Raw genomic sequence first — 22000 nt, forward strand, 5'->3', positions numbered from 1 at the left:
AGGGCCTCCCCCAACAGTTGCCAATACGAACGGTGTTGCTACACGTATCCGCGCTCGATCAGCGCGTACAGATCGTCGTCACTGCCGCTGCGCGGCCCGCCCGGCACGTCCGGCGCGTCCGGCACGTCCGGGGCTTGCCGCGCCTCCTCGGCCGCCGGCGGCTGCGTGTCCGGCCGCGGGGCGGCGGGCGTCTGCGGCTGCAGCAGGGTGAAGAGGTGGCGGGCGAGGGCGTGGGCGGTGGGGTAGGTGAACGCGACGGTGGCCGGCAGGCGCAGGCCCGCCGCCGCGGCGAGCCGGCCGCGCAGGCCCACCGCCATCGCGGAGTCGAAGCCCAGCGCCTTGAAGGTGTCCTCGGGGCGGGCCGCGATGTCGGCGCCCGTGATGCCCGCGTCCTTCACGCTCAACTGGGCCGCCGTCTCGGCGCACACCAGGGCCAGTACCGCCGCCTGCGAGGTGAGGTCCGCGGTCCTGCTGCCCGGGGCGGGTGCGGCGGCCGCCGGGACGCCGGGGCCGTCCGCGCCGTCGGGGGCGGTCAGCCAGTACCGGCGGCGCTGGAAGGGGTAGGAGGGCAGCGGGACGGTGCGCGGGCGGTGTCCGGCGAACGCGGGCGTCCAGTTCACCGGCACACCCCGCACGTGGAGTTCGGCCAGGGAGGCCAGCACCGTCGCGGCGCTGCCGTCGCGGCGGTGCAGGGTGCTCGCCAGCAGCGGCGGGGCCACCAGCGTGTCCGCGGCCTCCTCCATCGCCACCTGGAGCACGGGGTGCGGGCTGACCTCGACGAACACCGCGCCTCGTTCGCGCATCAGGGTGTCGACGACGTCGGCGAAGCGGACCTGCGAGCGCAGGTTGTCGTACCAGTAGGAGCCGTCCAGGGTGCGGGTGTCCAGGGCGGTCGCGGTGACCGTGGAGTGGAAGGTGACCGCCGCCTCCCGCGGTGCGATGCCCGCGGTGTCGGCGAGGAGGCGTTCCCGGATGCGTTCGACGTGGTGGGAGTGGGAGGCGTAGTCGACCTTGACCCGTCGCACCCGGACCCCGTCGGCGGCGGCCTCGGCGGCGAACTGGTCGAGTGCCTCGTCGTCCCCGGAGATCACCACGGACGCGGGACCGTTGACGGCGGCCGTCGACAGCCGGCCGGGCCAGCGTTCCAGCCGTTCCTGGACCCAGGCCCGGGGGGCGGCGACCGCGCTCATCCCGCCGAGTCCGGCCAGTGCCTTCAGCGCCTGGCTGCGCAGGGCGACGACGCGCGCCGCGTCGTCCAGCGTGAGGGCGCCCGAGACGCAGGCCGCGGCGATCTCGCCCTGGGAGTGCCCGATCACGGCGTCGGGGACCACGCCGAGGGAGCGCCACAGTTCGGCCAGCGACACCATCATCGCGAACAGGGCCGGCTGGACGACGTCCACCCGCTCCAGCGGGGCGGCCGACGGCGCGCCGGTCACGACGTCCACCAGCGACCAGTCCACGAACGGCTCGAGAGCCTTGGCGCAGGCGTCGATCGAGCGGGCGAAGACCGGCGACTGCGTGTAGAGCTGTCCGCCCATGGCGGGCCACTGGGATCCCTGGCCGGGGAAGACGAAGACGACCGGGCCGCTCGCGCCGCTCGCCGTGCCGCGGACCGTGCGGGCCGCGCCGGCGCCGGCGGCGAGCAGGGCCAGGCCCTCCAGTGCTTCCTGGCGGCTCTCGCCCAGGACCACGGCGCGGTGCTCGAACCGTGCCCGGGTGGCGAGCAGCGAGTGGCCCACGTCGGCGGCGCCGAGCGAGGGGTCGGCGGCCACGTGGTCGCGCAGGCGGGCCGCCTGTTCGGCGAGGGCCTGCGGCGTGCGGGCGGACAGTACCCACGGGAGGGTCCCCATGCCGCCCGCCTGGCTCATGTCGCCCTGACGGGTGGGGAGTTGGGGTGTGGGGTCCGGGGTGGGGGCCTGTTCGAGGATGACGTGGGCGTTGGTGCCGCCCATGCCGAACGCGGACACGCCGGCGCGGCGCGGCCGGCCGGGTGTGCCGGGCCAGGGCCGGGGGGCCGTAAGGACCTCGAAGTCGTCGTGGAAATCGGGGATGGCGGGGTTGGGGGTGCGGAAGTTGAGGCTGGCCACCAGGTGGCCGCGCTCCACGCACAGTGCCGTCTTGACCAGGCCGGTGATGCCCGCGGCCGGCTCCAGGTGTCCGACGTTGGTCTTCACCGAGCCGACGACCAGGGGGCGGCTGCGGCCGTCGTGTTCGGAGACCGCGCGCAGGCCGGCGATCTCGGCCGGGTCGCCGAGCCGGGTGCCGGTGCCGTGGGCCTCGACGTAGTCCACGCTGTCGAAGGGGATGTCCGCGCGCCGCAGGGCGGCGCGGATGGCGGCGGCCTGCCCTTCGGGGCTGGGGTCGGGCATCCGGGTCGAGGCTCCGCCGCTGCTCACGCCCCAGCCGCGGACCACGGCGTGGACGGGGTCGCCGTCGGCGACGGCCAGGTCGAGGCGTTTGAGGACGACGAACGCGCCGCCCTCGCCGCGGGCGAAGCCGCCGGCCCGTTCGTCGAAGGTGAAGCAGCGTCCCTCGGGTGACAGGGCGCCCAGGTTCGCCAGGCCGAGCCCCGCCTGCGGGTCGACGATCAGGTGCACACCGCCGGCGATCGCCATGTCGACGGCGCCGGCGGCGATCCGGTCGCACGCCAGGGCCAGCGACACCAGGGAGGAGGACTGGCCGGAGTCCGCGCACACGCTCATGCCGCGCACGTCGAACAGGCCGGAGATCCGGTTGGCGATCAGAGCGCCGCTGGAGCCGAGCGCGGCGTAGTGGTCGTCGCGGTCGGCGCCGGAGAGGGTGCGCAGCAGTTCGTAGCCGGAGGGTGCGCTGCCCACGACGACGTCGATGTCGCGTCCGGCGAGCGTGTGGGCGGGGATGCGGGCGTCCTCGACGGCCTCCCAGGCCAGTTCGAGTCCCAGGCGCTGGGCGGGGTCCATGGCGGCTGCCTCGGCCGCGCCGGTGGTGAAGAAGTCGGTGTCGAAGCCGTCGACGGCGTCGAAGAACGAGCCCGTGGTGAGGGTGTCGGCGTCCGGGTGGCCGGCAGGGAACGGGCGGGCGTCGGCCGACCGCCGCGCGGGGAACGTCCCCAGGGTCGACTCGCCCTCGGTCAGCAGGCGCCAGAAGGCGTCCAGGCCGTCGACGCCGGGGAAGCGGCACGACATCCCGATGACGGCGATGGAGGTGGCTGTGCCACGCATAGGGTTCCCTTCCGGTTTCCCCGGCGCGCGGTCGCGCCGGGCCGCCGCGCTCATCGCCGGCGGGCGAGCTCGGTGAGCAGCTCGGCCGGCGCGTCCATGAAGTCGTAGTGGCCGCCCTCGACGACCCGGATCTCGACCGAGTCGGCGTAACTGCGCCAGCCCTGGAGGTCTTCGAGGGTGACGTCGTCGTCCTGGCTCCAGTGCAGGACGACGACGGGGCAGTCGACGCGGGCGGGTTCGGTGCGCCGGTAGGCGCCTGCGGCGGCGTGGTCGCGCAGCAGGACGAACATGCCCATGTCGATCATGTCGGGGCGGGGTTCGATGCCCCGGCCGCGCAGGAACGTCTCCAGTTCGGTGCGCAGTTCGTCGTCGGTCAGGGAGAGCATCCGGTCGCGGGCGGCCTCGTGGGGGGCGGGCTGGCCCGACACGAACAGGCACTGCGGGGTGGGCAGGCCGAGTTCGGCCAGCAGCAGGACGGTCTCGTAGGCGGGCAGGGCGCCCGCGCAGTGTCCGAAGAACGCGAACGGGGTGTCCAGCAGGGGGGTGAGGGCGTCGACGAGGGAGGCGGCGAGCTGCTCGTAGGTGCCGTAGTGGGGGTGGGCCAGGCGGTTCTCGCGGCCGGGGAACTGCACGGGGCAGACCTCGGCGTCGCCGACGGTGGCCGGCCAGGCGCTGAAGGCGGAGGCCCCGGAGCCGGAGAAGGGCAGGCAGAACAGGCGGCCGGCCGGCCCGCCGGGTACGGGGGGTGCGGGGGGCCGCACGAACCACGGTGAGGGGGCGGTGGCGGGGGCGGCGGTCATGGGGTGGGCCGTTTCTGGGCGGCGATGGGCAGGTGGGTCATGCCGGCGATGAAGTAGGAGCGCAGGTGCTCCGGTTCGCCGGCGAGGTCGAGGGAGGCGAACCGGCCGAGGAGTTCCTCGAAGAAGACGCGCAGGGTCAGGCGGGCCAGCGGTGCGCCGATGCAGAAGTGCGGGCCGAAGCCGAAGGCGACCTGGCGTTTGGCGTTGGGGCGGGTGATGTCGAAGGTGTGCGGGTCGGGGAACTGGGAGGCGTCCCGGTTGGCCGACCCGATCCAGGCGACGACCGCGGCGCCGGCGGGGATGACGCCGCCCGCGACGGGGACGTCGGTGACGGCGTAGCGCATGAAGTTGCAGGCGGCCGAGGTCCAGCGCAGCCCTTCCTCGACGAGGTTGGGGATCAGCGTCGGGTCCGCCTGGGCCTTGTCGAACTGTTCGGGCCGCTCGATGAGGGCCTGCACGGTGCCCGAGACGGTGTGCGGGGTCGTCACGTTGGCGCCCAGCAGGATGCTGTAGCCGTCGAGGGCGATCTCCTCGTCGCTCAGCGGTGCGCCGCCCGGGCGGACGCTCATCAGGTGGTGGAGCAGGCTGTCGTCCTGGTCGCCGGAGGCCCGGCGGCGTCTGACCCACTCGGTGACGTAGGTGACGAGTTCGTGGTGGGCGATGGCCAGGGTGGCGGCCTCGCTGCCCAGTTGGAAGTGCGGGTCCGAGGGGGCGGTGACCATGGCGGTCAGCTGGACGAGTTCGGCCCAGTCCTTGTCCGGGATGCCCAGCAGCGGTCCGGTGACGATCGCCGGGAGGAGCAGGGCGCGCTCGGCGAGGTCGAACACCTCGCCGTCCAGGGCCGGTTCGAGGAAGCGCACCACCGTCCGGCGGATGGAGTCCTCCCAGGAGCGGACGGCGCGGGCGGTGAGCTTGGAGCCCAGCGGCCTGCGGACCTCGGTGTGCCGGGGCGGGTCGGTGGAGGTCATCAGCACGCCGGCGGCGACGTCGTCCTGCCCGAGGTGGGTGGGGACGGTGCCGCGTTCGGAGGTGAACTCGCGGTGGTCGCCCAGGACGCGACACACGTCCTCGTAGCGGGTGACCGACCAGAACTCCCGTCCGTCGGGCAGCACCTGGTGGTGCAGGGGCGCCTTGGCGCGCATCAGGTCCCAGACGGGGTGCGGGTCGCCGGACGTGTAGAGGTCCAGGTCGAACAGGTCGACGGCAGCGAGGTCGATGTCGCGCGCGGGACCCGGCGTCAGTCTCATGTCCGGGCCCTTTCCCGCTCGATCAGTTCGGCGACGCGGGCCGGGGTCTGGGCCAGGTAGAAGTCGCGTACGGACAGCTGGACGCCGTAGTCCTGCGCCACCCGTTCGATGATCTTGATGCCGGTCAGTGAGTTGCCGCCGAGGGCGAAGAAGTCGTCGTCCCGCCCCACCTCGGGGCAGTTGAGGAGTTCCCCCCACAGTGCGGCGAGTTCGTCCACCAGCGGCACCGGGCCGCCGGAGGGCGCGTCCTGGCGTGGTGCGGTCTCGTCCTGTCCACCTCGCGGGTGGATCACCTGCGGCGCCGATTCCATGGCCGGTTCCTTCCTCCGCCGATCGAAAGTGCCCGCTCGCGTCCGGTGCGGCCTTCACCTGTCGGCCGTCACCGTCCGCGCGGCCACCGGGGTCGGGTGTGCTGTCCCGCCGGCGAGACACGTTCGCCGCATGGCCGACTGGAGTGTCACCCGCCGCCGCTCCCGCCCACACCGGGTCCGGCACCGCACCGGTGGGGGCCGGCCGGTGGGGTTGAGGGTGGACGGGCCGGCCTGCACGCTGCCCGCCGCGCACCGCCCCCGGCCCCCGCCCCGCGCGGGATGCCGCGGGGCGGGGTGTCCCGCCGGCGGGACGGCACAAGTGCCCGCTGCCGTGCCGCGTGCGGGCTCGGGACCGCGTTGACCGGCCCAGGGCGGGGGCGTGAACGTGAAGGCGACGCAACCGACGTCGAAGGCCCGGCGGAATCGAAGGGGGAACGACGTGAGGGACACCGGCATGGACGCCGAGGTGGTGATCGCGGGTGCCGGGCCGACAGGCCTGATGCTCGCCTGCGAGCTGCGGCTGGCGGGCGTCGACGTGATGGTCCTCGAACGGCTCGCGGAGCGTACCGGCGAGTCACGGGCCGGCGGGATCCACTCGCGGACCCTGGAGGTGCTGGACCAGCGCGGCGTCCTGGACCGGTTCCTGGCGGCCGGTGAACTGCAGCCGGTGGGCCACTTCTCCGGCCTCTACCTGGACTTCGAGGAGTCGGAGTCCCGTCACCCCTATCCGCTGATGATCCTGCAGTCCACCATCGAGCGGCTGCTGGAGGAGTGGGCGGGCGAACTCGGCGTGCGGGTGCTGCGCTCCGCCGAGGTCGCCGGGATCCACCAGGACAAGAACGGCGTGAGCGTCCAGGTGGGTGCGGCAGGCCCCGGACAGCGGACGCTGCGCGCCCGCTACCTGGTGGGCTGCGACGGCGGACGCAGCACGGTGCGCAAACTGGCCGGCATCGGCTTCCCCGGCACCGAGGCGACGATGACGGCGCTGATCGGCGATGTCGAACTGCCCGGCCTGCCCGAGGACTACGTGTGGATCCGGCGCTGCGCGGGCGGCGACTTCTCGGCGATCGCCTTCGAGCCCGGCTGGTACCGGGTGATCACCTCCGAGTACGACCGGGTCGCCGACCGCGACGAGGCGCCCACCTTCGAGCAGCTGCGCGACTCGCTGGTACGCCTCGCCGGCACCGACTACGGCATGCACAGCCCGCGCTGGATCTCCCGGTTCAACGACGCCGCCCGCCAGGCCGACCGCTACCGCCAGGGCCGGGTACTGCTCGCCGGGGACGCCGCGCACATCCACTTCCCCGCCGGCGGCCAGGGCCTGAACATGGGCGTGCAGGACGCGGTCAACCTGGGGTGGAAGCTGGCCTCGGTGGTGCGCGGCCGGGCTCCGCAGAGCCTGCTGGACAGCTACCACGCCGAGCGTCATCCGGTCGCGGAGCGGGTGCTGAACAACACCCGGGCGCAGTCGGCGCTGGCCCGCCCCGGCCCCCAGTCGGACGCGCTGCGCGAGGTGTTCGGCCAGCTGATGGTCTTCGACGACGTCAACCGGCATCTGCGGCACATGCTCACCGCCCTGGACATCCGCTACCCGGCCGACGACGGGCACCTGCTGTCGGGCCGCCGGGTTCCCGACGCTGACCTCAAGACGGCGGGCGGCATCACCGGGGTCAGCGAACTGCTGCACGCGGGCCGGCCCGTGCTGCTCGATCTGGGCGCGGGGGCGCAGGTGACGGCGGCGGCCGCTGCCTGGGCCGACCGGGTCGACGTCGTCGAGGCGGTCAGCGAGGACGACCACTGGTTCGTGCCCGCCGCCGGTGAGATCCCCGCTCCCGCCGCCCTGCTGATCCGCCCCGACGGCCATGTCGCCTGGGCCGCCACCGCAGGCGGCCCCGACCTCGCCGCCCTGCGCAGGGCGCTCACCACCTGGTTCGGGCCCGGCCTGCCCGGCTGAGAACGAATCGAAATGCCCCGGACCGACGTCAGCCGCATTTCACCGCACTTTGATCAGGCCCCGAGTGGTGATTGTGGCCATTGGTGAGGCCCGGGCACGCTCTTGACTGTGCAGGTCAACGAGAGCTGCATTGGCCAGCGTCACGGCATGGGGCGTCTTCGCCAGACTGTCGTCTCTCCCCGCACTACGTCGGCAGTCATCATGAAGGCATGGCAGCCGGCACCGCTGCGCGAGGTGTTCGGGCTCGCTGATGGTCTTCGACGACGTCAACCGGCACCTGCTGTCGGGCCGCCGGGTCCCCGACGCCGACCTCAGAGCGGCGAACGGCATCACCGGGGTCAGCGAACTGCTGCACGCGGGCCGGCCCATGCTGCTCGACCTGGGCGCAGGAATCGGAGTGACGGCGGCCGCCGCCTGGGCCGACCGCGTCGACGTCGTCGAGGCGGTCAGCGAGGACGACCACTGGTTCGTGCCCGCCGCCGGCGAGATCCCCGCTCCCTCGCCCTGTGCAGGGCGCTCACCACCGGCCCGCGGCCGTCACTTCGACATTCGACAGAATACGGGTACGTACCCGTATCCTGTCGTGGTGAGTGAAGGGAGTCCGACCATGACCGATGCCAACATCCGCATTCCCGCCGAAGCGCGCGATCGGCTCGCCGAGATCGCAGCGGCCGAGGGTGTGTCTTTGCGTACCTACCTTGCCCGCCTGGCCGAGACACTCCTGACCCCCGAGGAACGGTCCGAAAGAGCAGAGAAAGCCCGAGCAGTCCTGCAGGAGTGGAGTGGCTACGGTCCCACTCAAAGCGAACAGGACGCACTCGACGCGGAACTGGACCGACGCCTGGCGCACGGGGACGCCGCGTGACCAGTCCAATCCACGTCCTCCTCGACGACACCGCCATGGTGGCCGCCGGACGCGGCAACATCCTGGCCTCCCGGCTGATTCACCGCGCTCACGCCGAACCCCACTGGTTCCTCTACGCCACCACATGCGCGCTCATTGAGGCCGACCGTGCCCGGCCGGGAACGGCCGAGCACATCGCTGCACTGCCCGGCATCACGTTTCTGGACCTCGACCTGCCCGCTGCTCTTGCAGTTGCACAGGAGACCACCTGGGCGACTGCCCACACCCTTCATGCGGCCCAGCCCAGTCCCGACCGACCCGAGGGTGCCGTGGTCGCCACCACCGCGCCCGAAACGTGGAAGGGACAGCCCGTCCGAACTCTCGATCTGAACCCCTGAGCATAGGAAACTGGCAGTTCTACGCGGCGCGTGCGGGTCGGTGGCCCTGGCCGGCCCACCGTCCATGCCAGCACCGCATCATCATCGGACGTCCGCGCCGTAGCGCGGCAGAAGCACAGTGTCGATCGTCCAGTCACCCACGCTGACGACGTCCCCGTAGGCGTAGTGCTGTCTGTTCTCGTATGCGGGCACGCCGATACGGCGAGTGGGCGCCCAGTGGTGGACTGCGATGCCGTCGCGGGGATCGACGATCAGGTAGTGCGGCACGCCCATGGCCGGATAGTCCCGCAGTTTGGCCTCGTAGTCGTTGCCCGGATTCGAGGGCGAGACGATCTCGATCACCAGGTGCGTGCGGCGAGGATCGATGGCGTCGCCCTGGGCCGTGGCTTCTTCCTCGTCGACCACGACGAGGTCGGGGACCCGCAGCACCCCGAGCCCCGCGTCCTCCAGGTCGGTCCCGACCATGAGGAGAAGCTCCGCCCCGAGCTGGGGTTCCAGTTGGGTGCGTAGATGGTGCGCGACCAGTTGGTGGCGTTTCACGGGCCCCACGGCCATCACGAGCTGGCCGTGACTGATCTCCGGCCACGCCAACGACTCAGGCCTGTCGAAGGTTTCACGGAACTCGCGCAGCTGAAGGTAGCCATCCTGATCACTCACGCTGTCACGGTACGTTCCGCCCGACGGGGCCGCTGCGGCCTGCAGGCCCCTCCATCCGGCCCGGCTCTCCACGACTTCGGCGCTGCGATCCTCAACAAACTGCTGTCCAGGAGCGCTGCGCACCGGCTTCGTTCGTTCAGATCCTTCAATCGCCCTCGGTCCGGGCCGCGATGGTGTCCAGGATTTCCCGGCCGTGGTCGACGAGGTACATGTGGTCGCCGGGGAACTCCGCGTAGGTGAAGCCGGCGGTGGTGGCGTCCTGCCACTGGCGGGCCTCGGCCGCGGTGACCAGCCCGTCCCAGGCGCCGCGCAGGGAGCAGACCGGCACCGCGAGCGGGGTGTCGGTGGAGGGGACGTAGTTCTCGTGCATCTCGCAGTCGGCCTGCAGGACCGGCAGGATCAGCTCCCGCATCTCCGGGTGGTCCAGGGCCTCGTGCCGAAAACCCGCGAACTCCTCGACGCGGGCGAGGAACTCCTCGTCGGGCAGGCCCGTCGCGCGGCGTTCGCGCTGGGTCCAGGGGCCCGGTGAGCCGCTGACGACCAGGCGCTCGACGTGCACGCCCCGGGTGGGGAGCAGGTGGGCGAGTTCGTAGGCGAGGACGGCGCCGAGGCTGTGTCCGAACAGCACGGTGGAGGTGCCCTCGCCGAGGTCGGCGACGATGTCGTCGATGGAGCCCTTGGCCGCCTCGACGACGTTGCGGTACGGCGTGTCCAGGATCCGCCGTTCCCTACCGGGCAGTTCGACCGAGGTGACGCGCCACCGGCCGGCGGACAGTTCCCGCCAGGGGTGGAAGAACGAGGGTCCTGCTCCCGCGAACGGCACGCACAGCAGCGTGGCCTGCTCCGGGTCTTCCTGCGGTGTCCGGGGTCCGCTCATCGCGGCCCACCCCCATCCGTTCGGTGTGATCGTGTGTCGGTCCGGTGCCGGGCACCGGGCGGCCGGCCGGTCATGCCAGCCGGTCGCGGGCGATCTCGAAGAACTCGGCGACCGGCGCCGGCATGTGCATCTCGTGGTGCGAGGCGTTCATGGTGTGCACGTCCAAGGCGCCCAGGACGTAGGGCCGCCACAGGTGGGCGTAGGAGGTGTCCTCCTGGGCCGCGTTGAAATACAGCACGTCGCCGCGGTAGGCGGGCGATTCGAAGTCCATCATCAGGGCGGCGTTGTTGGCGAGGACCTTCGCCATGGTGTCCAGGAAGCCCTGCCGGCCGCCCAGGCGGATGTACTGGCTGAAGTCGTCCTCAAGCTCGGCCCGGTAGTCGGCGGAGTCCTTGCCGGCGTGGACCTCGCGGAATCCGTGGCCGCCGGGCTGCGCGTCCAGGATCGCCACCAGGGCGACCTGGTGTCCGAGCCGGTCCAGGGCGTCGGCGACGGCCTGGACGACGGTGCCGCCGTAGGACCAGCCGATGAGGTTGTAGGGGCCCTCGGGCTGGGTGCGCAGGATCTGGGTGACGTAGTCGTCGATCATCTCCTTCGCACTAGAGGCGAGGGTGTCCACGCCGTCGGAGCCGCGGGACTGCAGGGCGTAGGCGGGCCGGTCCTGCAGGTGCGTGACGAAGCTGTAGTAGGCCCAGCCCAGGCCGCCGCCGCCGTGGAAGAACCACACCGGCTTCTTCCCGGTGCCGGGGTCGCTGTTCAGGGGCAGTACGACCGCGAAGGAGTCGGCGTCGTCGGCGGGGACACCGCCGGCGAGCATCAGCGCGGCCAGTTCGGCGACCGTGGGGTACTTGATGATCGTCCTGATGGGGATGTCGATGCCGAACTCGCCGCGGACGCGGACGCTGAGGCGGGTGGCCAGCAGCGAGTGGCCGCCGAGCGCGAAGAACCCGTCGTCGACCCCGACCTGCTCCACGCCCAGCAGCTCGCCGAACAGGGCGCACAGCCGTTCCTCGTAGGAGTTGCGCGGTCCGCCGCCGGTCGCGGCGGCGGCCGTGTCCTCGGCGGGCAGGGCGCGCCGGTCGAGTTTGCCGTTGGAGGTGAGCGGGATGTGCTCCAGGGTGATCAGGGTGGCGGGCACCATGTAGTCGGGCAGGCGTTCGCGCAGGTGGGCGGTGAGCGCGGCGGTGTCCGGTGCGGCGCCGGGTTCGGGGACGACGTAGCCGATCAGTCGTTTGTCGCCGTCGCCGTTCTCGCGGACCAGGACGGCCGCCTCGGCGACGGCGGGGTGGCTCGCCAGGGCGTGTTCGATCTCGCCGAGCTCGATGCGGAAGCCGCGGATCTTCACCTGGGAGTCGGCGCGGCCGACGTACTCCAGCTGTCCGTGCCGGCTGAGGCGGACGAGGTCGCCGCTGCGGTACATGCGCTCGCCGGGCGTGCCGAAGGGGCAGGCGACGAAGCGGGAGGCGGTCAGGCCGGGGCGGCCGTGGTAGCCGCGGGCCAGTCCGTAGCCGCCGACGTACAGTTCGCCGGTCACGCCGGCGGGTACCGGCTTGAGATTGGTGTCCAGGACGTGGGCGGCGAGGCCGGGGATCGCCGGGCCGATGACGCTGGCGCGGTAGCGGGCGGCGGCGTGCTCGTCGAGGTCGATGCGGGTGACGTGCACGGTGGTCTCGGTGATGCCGTACATGTTCACCAGGACGGGGGTGTCGCCGCCGCGGCGTTCGTACCAGTCGCCAAGCCGGTTCAGGTCCAGGGCCTCGCCGCCGAACACCACGTAGCGCAGGGCCAGTTCGCGGCACGGCTGCTGGGCGTCGGCCTGGATGAGCTGGTAGAAGGCGGAGGGGGTCTGGTTGAGGACGGTGACCTGTTCGCGGGCCAGGAGCTGCAGGAAGTCCTCCGGGGAGCGGGAGACGTCGTAGGGGACGACGACCAGGCGGCCGCCGTGCAGCAGCGGGCCCCACAGTTCCCACACGGAGAAGTCGAAGGCGTAGGAGTGGAAGAGGGTCCACACGTCGTCGGCGCCGAAGGCGAAGTCCTGGGCGGCGGTGAAGAGTCCGACGACGTTGCGGTGCGGGATCAGGACGCCCTTGGGACGGCCGGTCGACCCGGAGGTGTAGATCACGTACGCGGGGTGGTCGGGGCGCAGCGGGCTGCGGCGTTCGGCGTCGGTGAGGTCGCCGGCGTCGGCGGTCCCGGCGGGGGTGCCGGGCTCGTCGAGGTGCAGGCGCGGCAGGTGGGGGGCGAGGTCGCGGGCGGCGTGGGTGGTGCTGGTGGTGAGGAGGAGGACGGGGTCGGCGTCCTGGATCAGGTAGGCGATGCGGTCGGCCGGGGAGTCGGGGTCGATGGGCAGGTAGGCGCCGCCGGCCTTGAGGACGGCGAGGATCGCGACGACGAGGTTCTCGGAGCGTTCCAGGCAGATGCCGACCAGGGACTCGGGGCCCACGCCCTGGGCCACGAGGTGGCGGGCGAGGCGGTTGGCGCGGGCGTTGGCCTGACCGTAGGTGAGGGCGGTGCCCTCACAGAGCACCGCGACGGAGTCCGCGTGCTGGGCCGCCTGGCGTTCGAACAGCTCGACCAGGGTGACGTCCTCGATGGTCTCGCCCGCGGTGGTGGCGTCGGTGAGGCGCTGGTGCTCTTCGGGGCTGAGGACGTCGATGTCGCTGACGCGCAGCGTCGGGTCGGCGGCGAACTGTGTCAGGACGCGGGTGAGGCGGGCGGAGATCTCCTGGGCGGTCTCGCGGTCGAAGAGGTCGGTGGCGTACTGCAGGTCGCCGCGCAGTGCGCCGGTCTCGTCCGTGGTGAGGAAGAAGGTCAGGTCGACCATGGCGGTCTCGGGGATGGCCTGTTCGAAGCGGACCTCGAGGCCGTCGAGTTCGAAGGAGGGCTTCTCGTAGCTCTGCCAGGAGAAGATCACCTGGAAGAGCGGCTGGTAGGCGGCGGAGCGTTCGGGGTTGATGGCCTCGACGATCGCGTCGAAGGGCACGTCCTGGTGCTCGTAGGCGGCCAGCGCCTTGTCGCGTACCTGGGCCAGCAGGCTGGTGAAGGCGGGGTTGTCGGCCAGGTCGGCGCGCAGGACCTGGGTGTTGACGAAGCAGCCGATCAGGTCGGCGAGGGCTTCGTCGGTGCGGCCGGCGATCGGGGAGCCGATGGTGATGTCGTCGCCGCCGCCGAGCTTGCCGAGCAGGACGGCGAGTGCTGCCTGCAGGAGCATCGACATGCTGGTGCCGCGTTGCTTGGCGAGGTTCTGCAGTACGCCCGTGGTGACGGCGTCGACGTGCAGGGGGACGGTGTCGCCGTGTGAGCCGGCCTCGGCGGGCCGGGGCCGGTCCAGCGGGAGGTTCAGCGGCTGCGGGACGCCGGCGAGTTCCTTGCGCCAGTACTCGACCTGGGCGGCGGCGAGGCTGCCCGCGTCACTGGGGTCGCCCAGGACCTCGCGCTGCCACAGCGCGTAGTCCTTGTACTGCACGGGCAGCGGCTCGAAGGCGGGTGCACGGCCGTCGGCGCGGGCGGTGTAGGCGGCGAACAGGTCGCGCATCATCGGGGCGCTGGAGCTGCCGTCGGAGGCGATGTGGTGGATGACCAGGACCAGGACGTGCTCGGTCGGTGAGCAGCGCAGGACGTCGGCGCGCCAGGGCAGTTCGGCGGTCAGGTCGAAGCGGTGCGCGACGGCGGCGTCGATGACCGCGGGCACCTCGTCGGCCGTTACCTCGCGCAGGCGGACCTGCCGGTCGGTGTCGGCCGCGTCGAGGATGTGGGAGAAGGGCTCTCCGCTCTCGTCGACGGCGTAGCGGGTGCGCAGGATCTCGTGCCGTTGGGCCACGTCGCGCAGGGCGGCGGTCAGGGCGTCCTCGTCGAGGGGGCCGGTGAGCCGGAACGCCGCCGAAATGTTGTAGGTGGCCGCTCCGCCCTCCAGTTGGTGCAGGAGCCACATGCGGCGTTGGGCGTATGACAGCGGGATCATCAGTTCCACTCCTAGGCGAACATCTGGCGCAGGCTGGGGCGGCGGGGGGCGGCCGACTCCTGGGACCAGGCGGCGAGTTCGGCCACCGTGGGCAGGTCGAAGATCGTGCGGATGGGGATCTCGATGCCCGCCTCGGCGCGGGCGCGGCTGATGAGGCGGGTGGCGAGCAGGGAGTGCCCGCCCAGTTCGAAGAAGCCGTCGTCGATGCCGACCCGGTCGCGGCCGAGGATCTCGGCGAACAGGGCGGCCAGGGTTTCCTCGCGGGGGGTGCGCGGGGCGCGGTAGGGGGCGGCGGTGTACTCGGGTTCGGGCAGGGCTGCGCGGTCGAGTTTGCCGTTGGGCATCAGTGGCAGCCGCTCCAGCAGGACGACGGCGGAGGGCACCATGTACTCGGGCAGGTGCTCGGCGGCGTGCCGGCGGATCTCCTGGGCCGAGGTCTCCTGCTCGGGTACGGCGTAGCCGACCAGGCGGGTGGCGGTGCCGGTGCCGTGGGTGATGACGGCGGCCTGCGCCAGGTGCGGGTGGGCGGTCAGGACGGCCTCGACCTCGCCGGGTTCGACGCGGAAGCCGCGGACCTTGACCTGGGCGTCGGAGCGGCCCGCGTACTCCAGCAGGCCTTCCGCGGTGAAGCGGGCCAGGTCGCCGGTGCGGTACATGCGGGCGCCGGGCGCACCGTGGGGGTCGGGGACGAAGCGGGCGGCGGTCAGGGTGGGGCGGTCGTGGTAGCCGCGGCCGATGGCCCCGCCGACGTACAGTTCGCCGGCTGCGCCGGGTGGTACCGGGATCAGGCCGGGGCCCAGGACGTAGGCGCGCATGTTGTCCAGCGGGGCGCCCAGCGGAACGCTGCCGGGCCCGCCGTCCTGGGGGGCGGTGGTGTGGGTGGTGGCGTAGAACGTCTCGCTCTGCCCGTAGGCGTTGACGACGCGGACGCCGGGGAAGGCCTGGCGGGTGCGGTCGGCGAGGGCTGCGGGCAGTGCCTCGCCGGCGAAGACGACGCTCTCGACCTCGGTGCGGCCGGTGATCCGGTCGAGGAGTTCGGCGAACGCGGAGGGCACGGTGGAGATGACGCTGCCGCTCCATCGTTCGCGTTCGCCCAGGACCAGGACGTCGCGGACCAGTTCGACGGTGCCGCCGGTGGCGAGGGTGGTGAAGATCTCGAACGCGGAGACGTCGAAGTTGACGGATGCGCCCGCCAGGAGCCGCTTGCCCGGTCCGAGGTCCAGCCGGTCGGCGAGGTGCAGTACGCCATTGACGACGCCCGCGTGGGTGATGGCGACGCCCTTGGGCCGGCCGGTGGAGCCGGAGGTGTACATCACGTACGCCAACTGGTCGGGGTGCACGGCCTGTTGAGGTGGTGCGGCGGGGTGGGCGGCCGGATCGAGGGTGTCGATCAGGACGGTGGTGGCCTCGTGGTCGGGCAGCAGGGCGGAGGTGGGGGTGTCGGTGAGGAGAAGGGCGGGCCGGGCGTCGGTGAGGATCGCGGCGAGGCGGTGGCCGGGGTATTTGGGGTCGAGCGGCAGATAGGCGCAGCCCGCTTTCAGGACTGCGAGGAGGGCGATGACCAGGTCCGCGGTGCGGGGCAGCGAGAGGGCGATCAGGGACTCCGCTCCCCCGCCGCGGGCGGCGAGTTCGTGCGCCAGCGCGTCGGACCGCCGGTTCAGTTCCCGGTAGGTGAGCGTGGTCTGGCCCGCGATGAGTGCGCTCGCGTCGGGGGTGCGGGCGCTCTGCTGTTCGATCAGGGCGCCGATGGTGGTGTCGGGGGTGGGGGCGGCGGTGTCGTTGAACGCTTCGAGGAGGCGCTCGCGTTCGCCGTCGGACAGGGTGTCCAGGCGGGAGGCGGGCAGGTGGGGGCTGTCCGCGAGGCGGGCAAGGACGCGGACCAGGCGGGCCGCGTACGTCTCGACGGTGGCCCGGCCGAAGACGGCGCGCGCGTACTGCAGGGTGAGCTTCAGCTGGGGTTCGACCAGGGCCGTCAGGGTCAGCGGGTAGTTGGTGCCGGTGGCGTGGCGCAGGCCCGTGACGGTGAGGCCGCCGCTGGCGGCGCCGGCCGCGTTCAGGCCGTCCTCGTCGACGGGGTAGGACTCGAAGACGACCAGGGTGTCGAAGAGGGCGGGCAGGCCGGTGGGCTGCTGGATCTCGGTGAGCCCGTGATGGTGGTGGTCGGTGAGCGCCGCCTGGCGTTGCTGCAGCCGGCTCAGGAGCCCGGCGATTGTGTCGCCGGGGGCGTGCGTGACGCGCACCGGGAGGGTGTTGATGAACATGCCGACCATCGATTCGACGCCGGTGACAGCGGCGGGTCGGCCGGAGACGGTGGCGCCGAACACGACGTCCTGACGGCCGGTGAGCTGGCCGATCAGCAGCGCCCAGGCGCCCTGGAGAAGGGTGTTGGCGGTGACCCCCATGGCGGCCGCGGCCCGGGGAAGGCTGCGGGCCAGCTCCGGCGGGAGGGTGACGTCGACCTCGTCGAGGCCTTCGTCGCCGGCCTGCTCGGCGCCGGGCGCCAGCAGGGTGGGCTCGGCGAGGCCGTCGAGTTCACCGGCCCACGCCCGCGCGGACTCCTGCGGGTCCTGGCGGGCGCGCCAGGACAGGAAGTCGCCGAAGTCACGGGCCGGGGGCAGGACGGAGCCATCGCCGCCGGAGGCGTACAGGAACAGGAGGTCCTGCAGCAGCAGTGGGGTGGACCACCCGTCGAACAGGGCGTGGTGGGCGGTCAGCACCAGTTCGGCGCGGCCCGGCTCCAGGGTGACCAGCGCCAGGCGCAGCAGGGGTGGTTCGGTGAGGTCGAAGGGGGCGGCACGGTCCTCCTCGAGGAACCGTTCGAACGCCGCGGTGCGCTCCTCGTCCGGGCGGGCGGTGAGGTCGAGGTGCCGCCAGGGCAGCGGCGCCGTCGTCGGGATGACCTGGACCGCTTCGCCGTCGGCGCGCTCGACGAACGCGGCGCGCAGCCCGGGGTGGCGCTCCAGCAGGGCATGTCCGGCGCGGCGCATCCGCTCGGGGTCCGCGTCTCCGTCGAGGTGGAACACGAGCTGCATGCGGTAGGCGTCGAAGGCGGAGGTGCCGGCGAGCAGGGTGTGGAAGAGCATTCCGGACTGGGCCGGGGTCACCGGCCACACCTGGGTGAGCGGGCCAAAGCGCTGCTCCCAGCCGTCGATCTCCGTCTGGTTCACCTCGGCCAGGGGCACGTCGCTGGGGGTGAGGCCGCCGGCGCCGTCGGTGGTGGTGTGGTGGGCCAGGGCGGTCAGGGCCTTCACCCACAGGTCGGCGAGTTCGGTGACCTGCGGGCGGGTCAGGACGCCGGTGGCGAAGCCGAAGTAGGCGCTCAGTTCGTCGCCTTCGTCGGTGGGTGCGGCGACCGTGTTGATCTCCAGGGCGGACAGGACGGGCATGTCCGGGTCGTCGGCGGCGATCAGGTCCTGGTGGCCGGTGTCGGGGGTGAAGCCGGCGCTCCGCAGGTGTTCGGGCAGGTCGGCGGCGGAGGCGCGGCCCAGGTAGTTGAAGCCGATCTGCGGCTGGGGCAGGGCGGCCAGTACGGGGGCGGTGCGGGGGTTGAGGTGGCGCAGCAGGCCGTGGCCCAGGCCGTTGTCGGGGACCGTGCGCAGGTGTTCCTTGACGGCCTTGAGTGCTGCTCCGGCGGCGGGGCCGCCGGCGAAGGCGTCCGCGAGGTCGAGGCCCGCGAGGTCCAGGCGGACCGGGTACATGGCGGTGAACCAGCCGATGGTGGCGGTCAGGTCGGCGCCGGGGACGAGGTGTTCCTCGCGGCCGTGGCCCTCCAGGCGGACCAGTGTCGCGGGTGCGGGGGTGTCGTGGCGGGCGCGCCAGCGGGCGAGGGCGAGGGCGAGGCCGGTGAGCAGGGCGTCGTCGGCGCCGCCGCGGTACAGGGCGGGCAGGGTGGTCAGCAAGGTGTGGGTGATGTCGGCGGGGATGCGGACGCGGACGGTGTCGGTGGTGGCGGCGGTGTCCTGGGCGGGGTCGGTGCGGCGGCTTCCCAGGGGTGGTTCGCCCTCGCGGAGGATCTGCTGCCAGTGGGGCAGTTCCGCTTCCCGCTGGGGGGTGTTGGCCGTCTCGGCCAGGGCGTGGGCCCAGCGGCGCAGGGAGGTGGAGGCGGGGGCGGGTGGGGGTTCGAGGTTGTCGCGGACGTGCTGCCAGGCGTCGGCCAGGTCGGGCAGCAGGATCCGCCAGGACACGCCGTCGACGACGAGGTGGTGCAGGACGAGGAGAAGCCGGCCGGGTCCGGTGTCGTCGGTGAGGTGGACGAACTGGGCCATCACGCCGGTGTCGGGGTCCAGGCGGGCGGCGGCGGCGTCGAGTTCGGCCTGCACGGTTGTGGGGTCGTAGGGCCTGCGGTGGAGCAGGGTGGCGGCGTCGACGGCGCCGGGGGGCTCCATGCGCAGGCCGGGCTGGAGGCGGACGAGGCGGGAGCGCAGCACGTCGTGGCGGTCCAGCAGGGTTTGCAGGGTGGCGGTGAGCTGTGCGGGGGTGATGCCGTCGGGCAGGGTCAGCAGGGCGGACATGGAGAACCGGCCGGTGCCCGCGCCGAGGGCCAGGACGTGGGCGGCGGTCGGGGTCAGCGGGGCCCAGCCGACGCCGGCGCCGGGCAGTTCGGCCAGGACCGGCCGCTGCTCGGCGCCGCGGGCCTCGATCAGTTCGGCGAGCCGGGCGATGGTGCGGTGCTCGAAGATGTCGCGGGTGCTGATCCGCACGCCGCGTGCCGTGGCCCGGGCGACGACCTGGATGGAGCGGATGCTGTCGCCGCCGCTGGTGAAAAAGTCGTCGTCGATGCCGACCCGGGAGGCGGCCAGGACGTCGGCGTACACCTCGGCCAGGGTCTGTTCGGTCGCCGTGCGCGGCGGGCGGTGTCCGGCGCTGGTGAACACCGGGGCGGGCAGCGCGGCCCGGTCGAGTTTGCCGCTCGCGGTCAGCGGGAGGCGTTCCAGGGTGACGAGGGCGGCGGGCACCATGTAGTCGGGCAGGTGGCGGGCGGCGAAGCGCCGCACGTCGCTCTCGTCGATGACGGCCGGTGCGGCGGCCTCCTCGGCGGCGGCCGGGGGCGCCAGGTGGGCGACCAGGCGGGTTCCTGCGGCGGGGTCCTGGTGGACGGTGACGACGGCCTGGCCGACGGCGGGGTGGCGGGTCAGGACGGTCTCGATCTCGGTGGGTTCGATCCGGATGCCGTTGATCTTGACCTGGGTGTCGGCGCGTCCCGCGTAGACGAGGTGGCCGTCCGCGTCCCAGCGGGCCAGGTCGCCGGTGCGGTACATGCGCTCGCCGGGCGCGCCGAAGGGGTCGGGCAGGAAGCGCTGGGCGGTCGCGGCCGGGTTGTCGTGGTAGCCGCGGGCGAGGATTCCGGCGACGTGGAGTTCGCCGATCACGCCGGGCGGGACGGGGGTGAGGTCGGGGCCCAGGACGTGGGTGCGCAGGTTGGCCAGGGGCCTGCCGATGGGCAGCGCCCCGGTGGGGGCGCTCTCCTGGGGCAGGGTGTGGGTGGTGGCGTAGAAGCTTTCGGTCTGCCCGTAGGCGTTGACGATCCGTACGCCGGGCAGCACGGTGCGGGCCTTGTCCACCAGGTCGGCCGTGAGGGCTTCGCCGGCGAGGACGAGGGTGTCCACGGTGAGGCGGAGGCTGCCGGGGTGGTGGGTGATGTGGTCCAGGAGGGCGGAGAACACGGCGGGTACGGCGCTGATGGTGGTGCCCGACCAGGCGTCGCGTTCGGCGAGTTCGAGGACGTCGCGGACGATCTCGACGCTCGCTCCGGTGGTGAGGGCGGTGAAGATCTCGAACACGGAGACGTCGAAGTTGACCGAGGTCGCGGCGAGCATCCTCTCCCCCGGTCCGGCGTGGACGGTGCGGCGCAGGTCCGTTATGCCGTTGACGACGCCGGCGTGGGTGACGGCGACGCCCTTGGGGGTGCCGGTCGAGCCGGAGGTGAACATCACGTAAGCCAGGTCGTCCGGCCGAACCCGCACCGCGGGCAGGGCGGGGGCGGGGCCCGTGAGGTCGAGGTCGTCGAGGTGCAGGACGGGCGCCGTGTCCGCGTCGAGGCCCGCCTGGGGGGCGGTGGCGCGGTCGGTGAGCAGCAGGGCGGGCCTGGCGGTGGTGAGCAGGAGGCGGGTGCGGGCGGCCGGGTGCTGGGGGTCGACGGGCAGGTAGGCGGCGCCGGCCTTGAGGACGGCCAGGAGGGCGACGACGAGGTCCGCGGTGCGGGGCAGGGCGACGGCGACCAGCACGTCGGGGCCGGCCCCGTGGGCGCGCAGGTGGGCGGCGAGGCGTGCGGCGCGCTCGTCGAGCTGCCGGTAGGTCAGGGTGGTGGCGGCGTGGATGACGGCGGGGGCGTCGGGGGTGCGGGCGCGCTGCGCGGCGAGGAGTTCGGGCAGCGTCGTAGCGGCGTGGGGGGTGGCGGTGTCGTTGCGGCGGGCCTGGTCCTCGCGTTCGGCGTCGGTGCGCACGTCGAGGGCGGTGAGGGGGGCGCCGGGGTCGGCGACCACGTGGCGCAGGACGCGTACGAAGCGGTCGGCGATGGCGGCGGCCGTGCTCTGGTCGAAGAGTTCCTCGGCGTACTCCAGGCGTCCGTAGGCGCCGCCGTCGGCGTCGGGGACGACGTTGAAGAACAGGTCGAACTTCGCGGAGCGGGTGTCGGCGGCGAGCGGGGTGGCGTTCAGGCCCGGCAGGTGGATCTGCGGCCACACGAACTGCCAGGCCAGCATGGTCTGGAACAGCGGCTGGTAGGAGGTGGCGCGGTCCTGGCCGAGGAGTTCCACCAGGCGTTCGAAGGGCAGGTCCTGGTTGTCGTAGGCGGCGAGCGCCTTCTCCCGTACCTGTTCGAGGAGGTCGGCGAAGGTGGGGGCGGTGGCGAGGTCGGCGCGCAGGACCCAGGTGTTGACGAAGAAGCCGATGAGGTCGTCGAGCTGTTCGTCGGCGCGGCCCTCGATGGGGCTGCCGATGGTCACGTCGTGGCCGCCGCCGAGTTTGTGCAGGAGCAGGGCGAGGGCGGCCTGGGCGGCCATGGGGGCGGTGGCGCCGTGGTCGGCGGCCAGTTTCCCGATGCCGGTGAGGAGTTCGGGTTCCAGGATGAAGGAGACGTGGCCGCCGTGGTGGCCGGGCATGGTGGGGCGGGGCCGGTCCAGCGGGAGCTGGACCGGCTGCGGCACGCCGTCGAGTTCGGTGCGCCAGTAGTCGATCTGTGCGGCGGCGACCGACTCGGGGTCGTCCTCGTCGCCCAGGAGCTGGCGCTGCCACAGGGTGTAGTCCTTGTACTGGACGGGCAGCGGCGTCCAGTTGGGGGGCCGGCCCTGGCGGCGGGCGGTGTAGGCGGTGACCAGGTCGGTGAGGAAGGGGGCCATGGAGGCGCCGTCGACGGCGATGTGGTGGAAGACGAACGCGACGACGTGTTCCTGCGGGGCGAGCCGGAAGACGGTGGTGCGCAGCGGGAGTTGCGACTCCAGGTGGAAGCCGCGGCGCAGGACCGTGTCCAGGGCGGCGTCCAGTTCGCCGGGGGTGGTGTCGGTGACGGTGAAGGGCAGGACGGCTTCGGCGGGGGGCAGGATCCGCTGGCCCGGTGTGCCGTCGGCGTCCTCCACGATCAGGGTGCGCAGGGTTTCGTGGCGGGTGGCGACGTCGGTGACGGCGGCGGCCAGTGCGGTGGTGTCGAGGGGGCCCTCCAGGCGGAGCGCGAAGGGGATGTTGTAGGTCGCGGAGGGGCCCTCCAGGCGGTGGAGGAACCACAGCCGGCGTTGGGCGAACGACAGCGGGATCAT

The 22000-nt window shown here is 72.8% G+C and carries 11 protein-coding genes and 1 pseudogene; 4 read left to right on the plus strand and 8 right to left on the minus strand.

From position 1 onward, the window contains the following. Positions 1-38: 38 nt before the first annotated feature. Genes B0675_RS25950 through B0675_RS25965 form a run of 4 tightly spaced genes read right to left on the minus strand, consistent with a single transcriptional unit; the run spans position 39 to position 5558 of the window. Complete coding sequence (locus B0675_RS25950) at positions 39-3200, minus strand: type I polyketide synthase (RefSeq protein ID WP_081222058.1); 3162 nt, start codon at positions 3198-3200, stop codon at positions 39-41. A 50-nt stretch (positions 3201-3250) separates the two neighbouring features. Next, positions 3251-4000, minus strand: a complete 750-nt coding sequence (locus tag B0675_RS25955; protein WP_081222059.1) for a thioesterase domain-containing protein — start codon at positions 3998-4000, stop codon at positions 3251-3253. Further along, entirely contained in the window at positions 3997-5247 is a 1251-nt protein-coding gene (locus tag B0675_RS25960; protein ID WP_081222060.1) for a cytochrome P450, read from the minus strand. The genes B0675_RS25955 and B0675_RS25960 overlap by 4 nt, the downstream gene beginning before the upstream one ends. Continuing rightward, entirely contained in the window at positions 5244-5558 is a 315-nt protein-coding gene (locus tag B0675_RS25965) for a phosphopantetheine-binding protein (protein WP_081222061.1), read from the minus strand. The genes B0675_RS25960 and B0675_RS25965 overlap by 4 nt, the downstream gene beginning before the upstream one ends. A 439-nt stretch (positions 5559-5997) precedes the next feature. Here B0675_RS25965 and B0675_RS25970 point away from each other — a divergent pair, with 439 nt between their 5' ends. From B0675_RS25970 to B0675_RS25980, 4 genes and pseudogenes are all read left to right on the plus strand, one after another. Continuing rightward, positions 5998-7512 carry an FAD-dependent monooxygenase gene (locus tag B0675_RS25970; RefSeq protein ID WP_241539987.1) on the plus strand — a complete coding sequence of 505 codons (1515 nt, stop codon included), beginning with the start codon at positions 5998-6000 and terminating at the stop codon, positions 7510-7512. 250 nt (positions 7513-7762) lie between these two features. Continuing rightward, positions 7763-7918: pseudogene (locus B0675_RS42590) on the plus strand (hypothetical protein); the annotation flags it as partial. 201 nt (positions 7919-8119) lie between these two features. After that, entirely contained in the window at positions 8120-8377 is a 258-nt protein-coding gene (locus tag B0675_RS25975) for a hypothetical protein (RefSeq protein ID WP_081223878.1), read from the plus strand. Then, positions 8374-8754, plus strand: a complete 381-nt coding sequence (locus B0675_RS25980; RefSeq protein ID WP_179165431.1) for a hypothetical protein — start codon at positions 8374-8376, stop codon at positions 8752-8754. The genes B0675_RS25975 and B0675_RS25980 overlap by 4 nt, the downstream gene beginning before the upstream one ends. A gap of 81 nt (positions 8755-8835) precedes the next feature. On the opposite strand, the gene B0675_RS25985 is transcribed toward B0675_RS25980, so the two are convergent. The 4 genes from B0675_RS25985 to B0675_RS26000 all read right to left on the minus strand — a co-directional run bounded on the left by B0675_RS25985 (position 8836) and on the right by B0675_RS26000 (position 22000). Then, positions 8836-9411, minus strand: a complete 576-nt coding sequence (locus tag B0675_RS25985; RefSeq protein WP_081223879.1) for a Uma2 family endonuclease — start codon at positions 9409-9411, stop codon at positions 8836-8838. Positions 9412-9556: 145 nt separating this feature from the next. Then, positions 9557-10288, minus strand: coding sequence for an alpha/beta fold hydrolase (locus B0675_RS25990; protein WP_081222063.1), 732 nt, complete (start codon positions 10286-10288; stop codon positions 9557-9559). A gap of 70 nt (positions 10289-10358) precedes the next feature. Further along, a complete protein-coding gene (locus tag B0675_RS25995) occupies positions 10359-14249 on the minus strand; it encodes a non-ribosomal peptide synthetase (RefSeq protein WP_081222064.1) in 3891 nt (1296 codons plus the stop codon). Positions 14250-14260: 11 nt separating this feature from the next. Beyond that, entirely contained in the window at positions 14261-22000 is a 7740-nt protein-coding gene (locus B0675_RS26000) for a non-ribosomal peptide synthetase (RefSeq protein ID WP_081222065.1), read from the minus strand.

It is taken from the genome of Streptomyces sp. M41(2017) (genome assembly GCF_002078175.1).
In the GTDB taxonomy this organism is placed as follows: Bacteria; Actinomycetota; Actinomycetes; order Streptomycetales; family Streptomycetaceae; genus Streptomyces.

Excerpts from the sequence above, each read along its gene's own strand:
- B0675_RS25950 (WP_081222058.1), bottom strand. The coding sequence starts at position 3,200 with ATGCGTGGCACAGCCACCTCCATCGCCGTCATCGGGATGTCGTGCCGC.
- B0675_RS25955 (WP_081222059.1), bottom strand. The coding sequence starts at position 4,000 with ATGACCGCCGCCCCCGCCACCGCCCCCTCACCGTGGTTCGTGCGGCCC.
- B0675_RS25960 (WP_081222060.1), bottom strand. The coding sequence starts at position 5,247 with ATGAGACTGACGCCGGGTCCCGCGCGCGACATCGACCTCGCTGCCGTC.
- B0675_RS25965 (WP_081222061.1), bottom strand. The coding sequence starts at position 5,558 with ATGGAATCGGCGCCGCAGGTGATCCACCCGCGAGGTGGACAGGACGAG.
- B0675_RS25975 (WP_081223878.1), top strand. The coding sequence starts at position 8,120 with ATGACCGATGCCAACATCCGCATTCCCGCCGAAGCGCGCGATCGGCTC.
- B0675_RS25990 (WP_081222063.1), bottom strand. The coding sequence starts at position 10,288 with ATGAGCGGACCCCGGACACCGCAGGAAGACCCGGAGCAGGCCACGCTG.
- B0675_RS25995 (WP_081222064.1), bottom strand. The coding sequence starts at position 14,249 with ATGATCCCGCTGTCATACGCCCAACGCCGCATGTGGCTCCTGCACCAA.
- B0675_RS26000 (WP_081222065.1), bottom strand. The coding sequence starts at position 22,000 with ATGATCCCGCTGTCGTTCGCCCAACGCCGGCTGTGGTTCCTCCACCGC.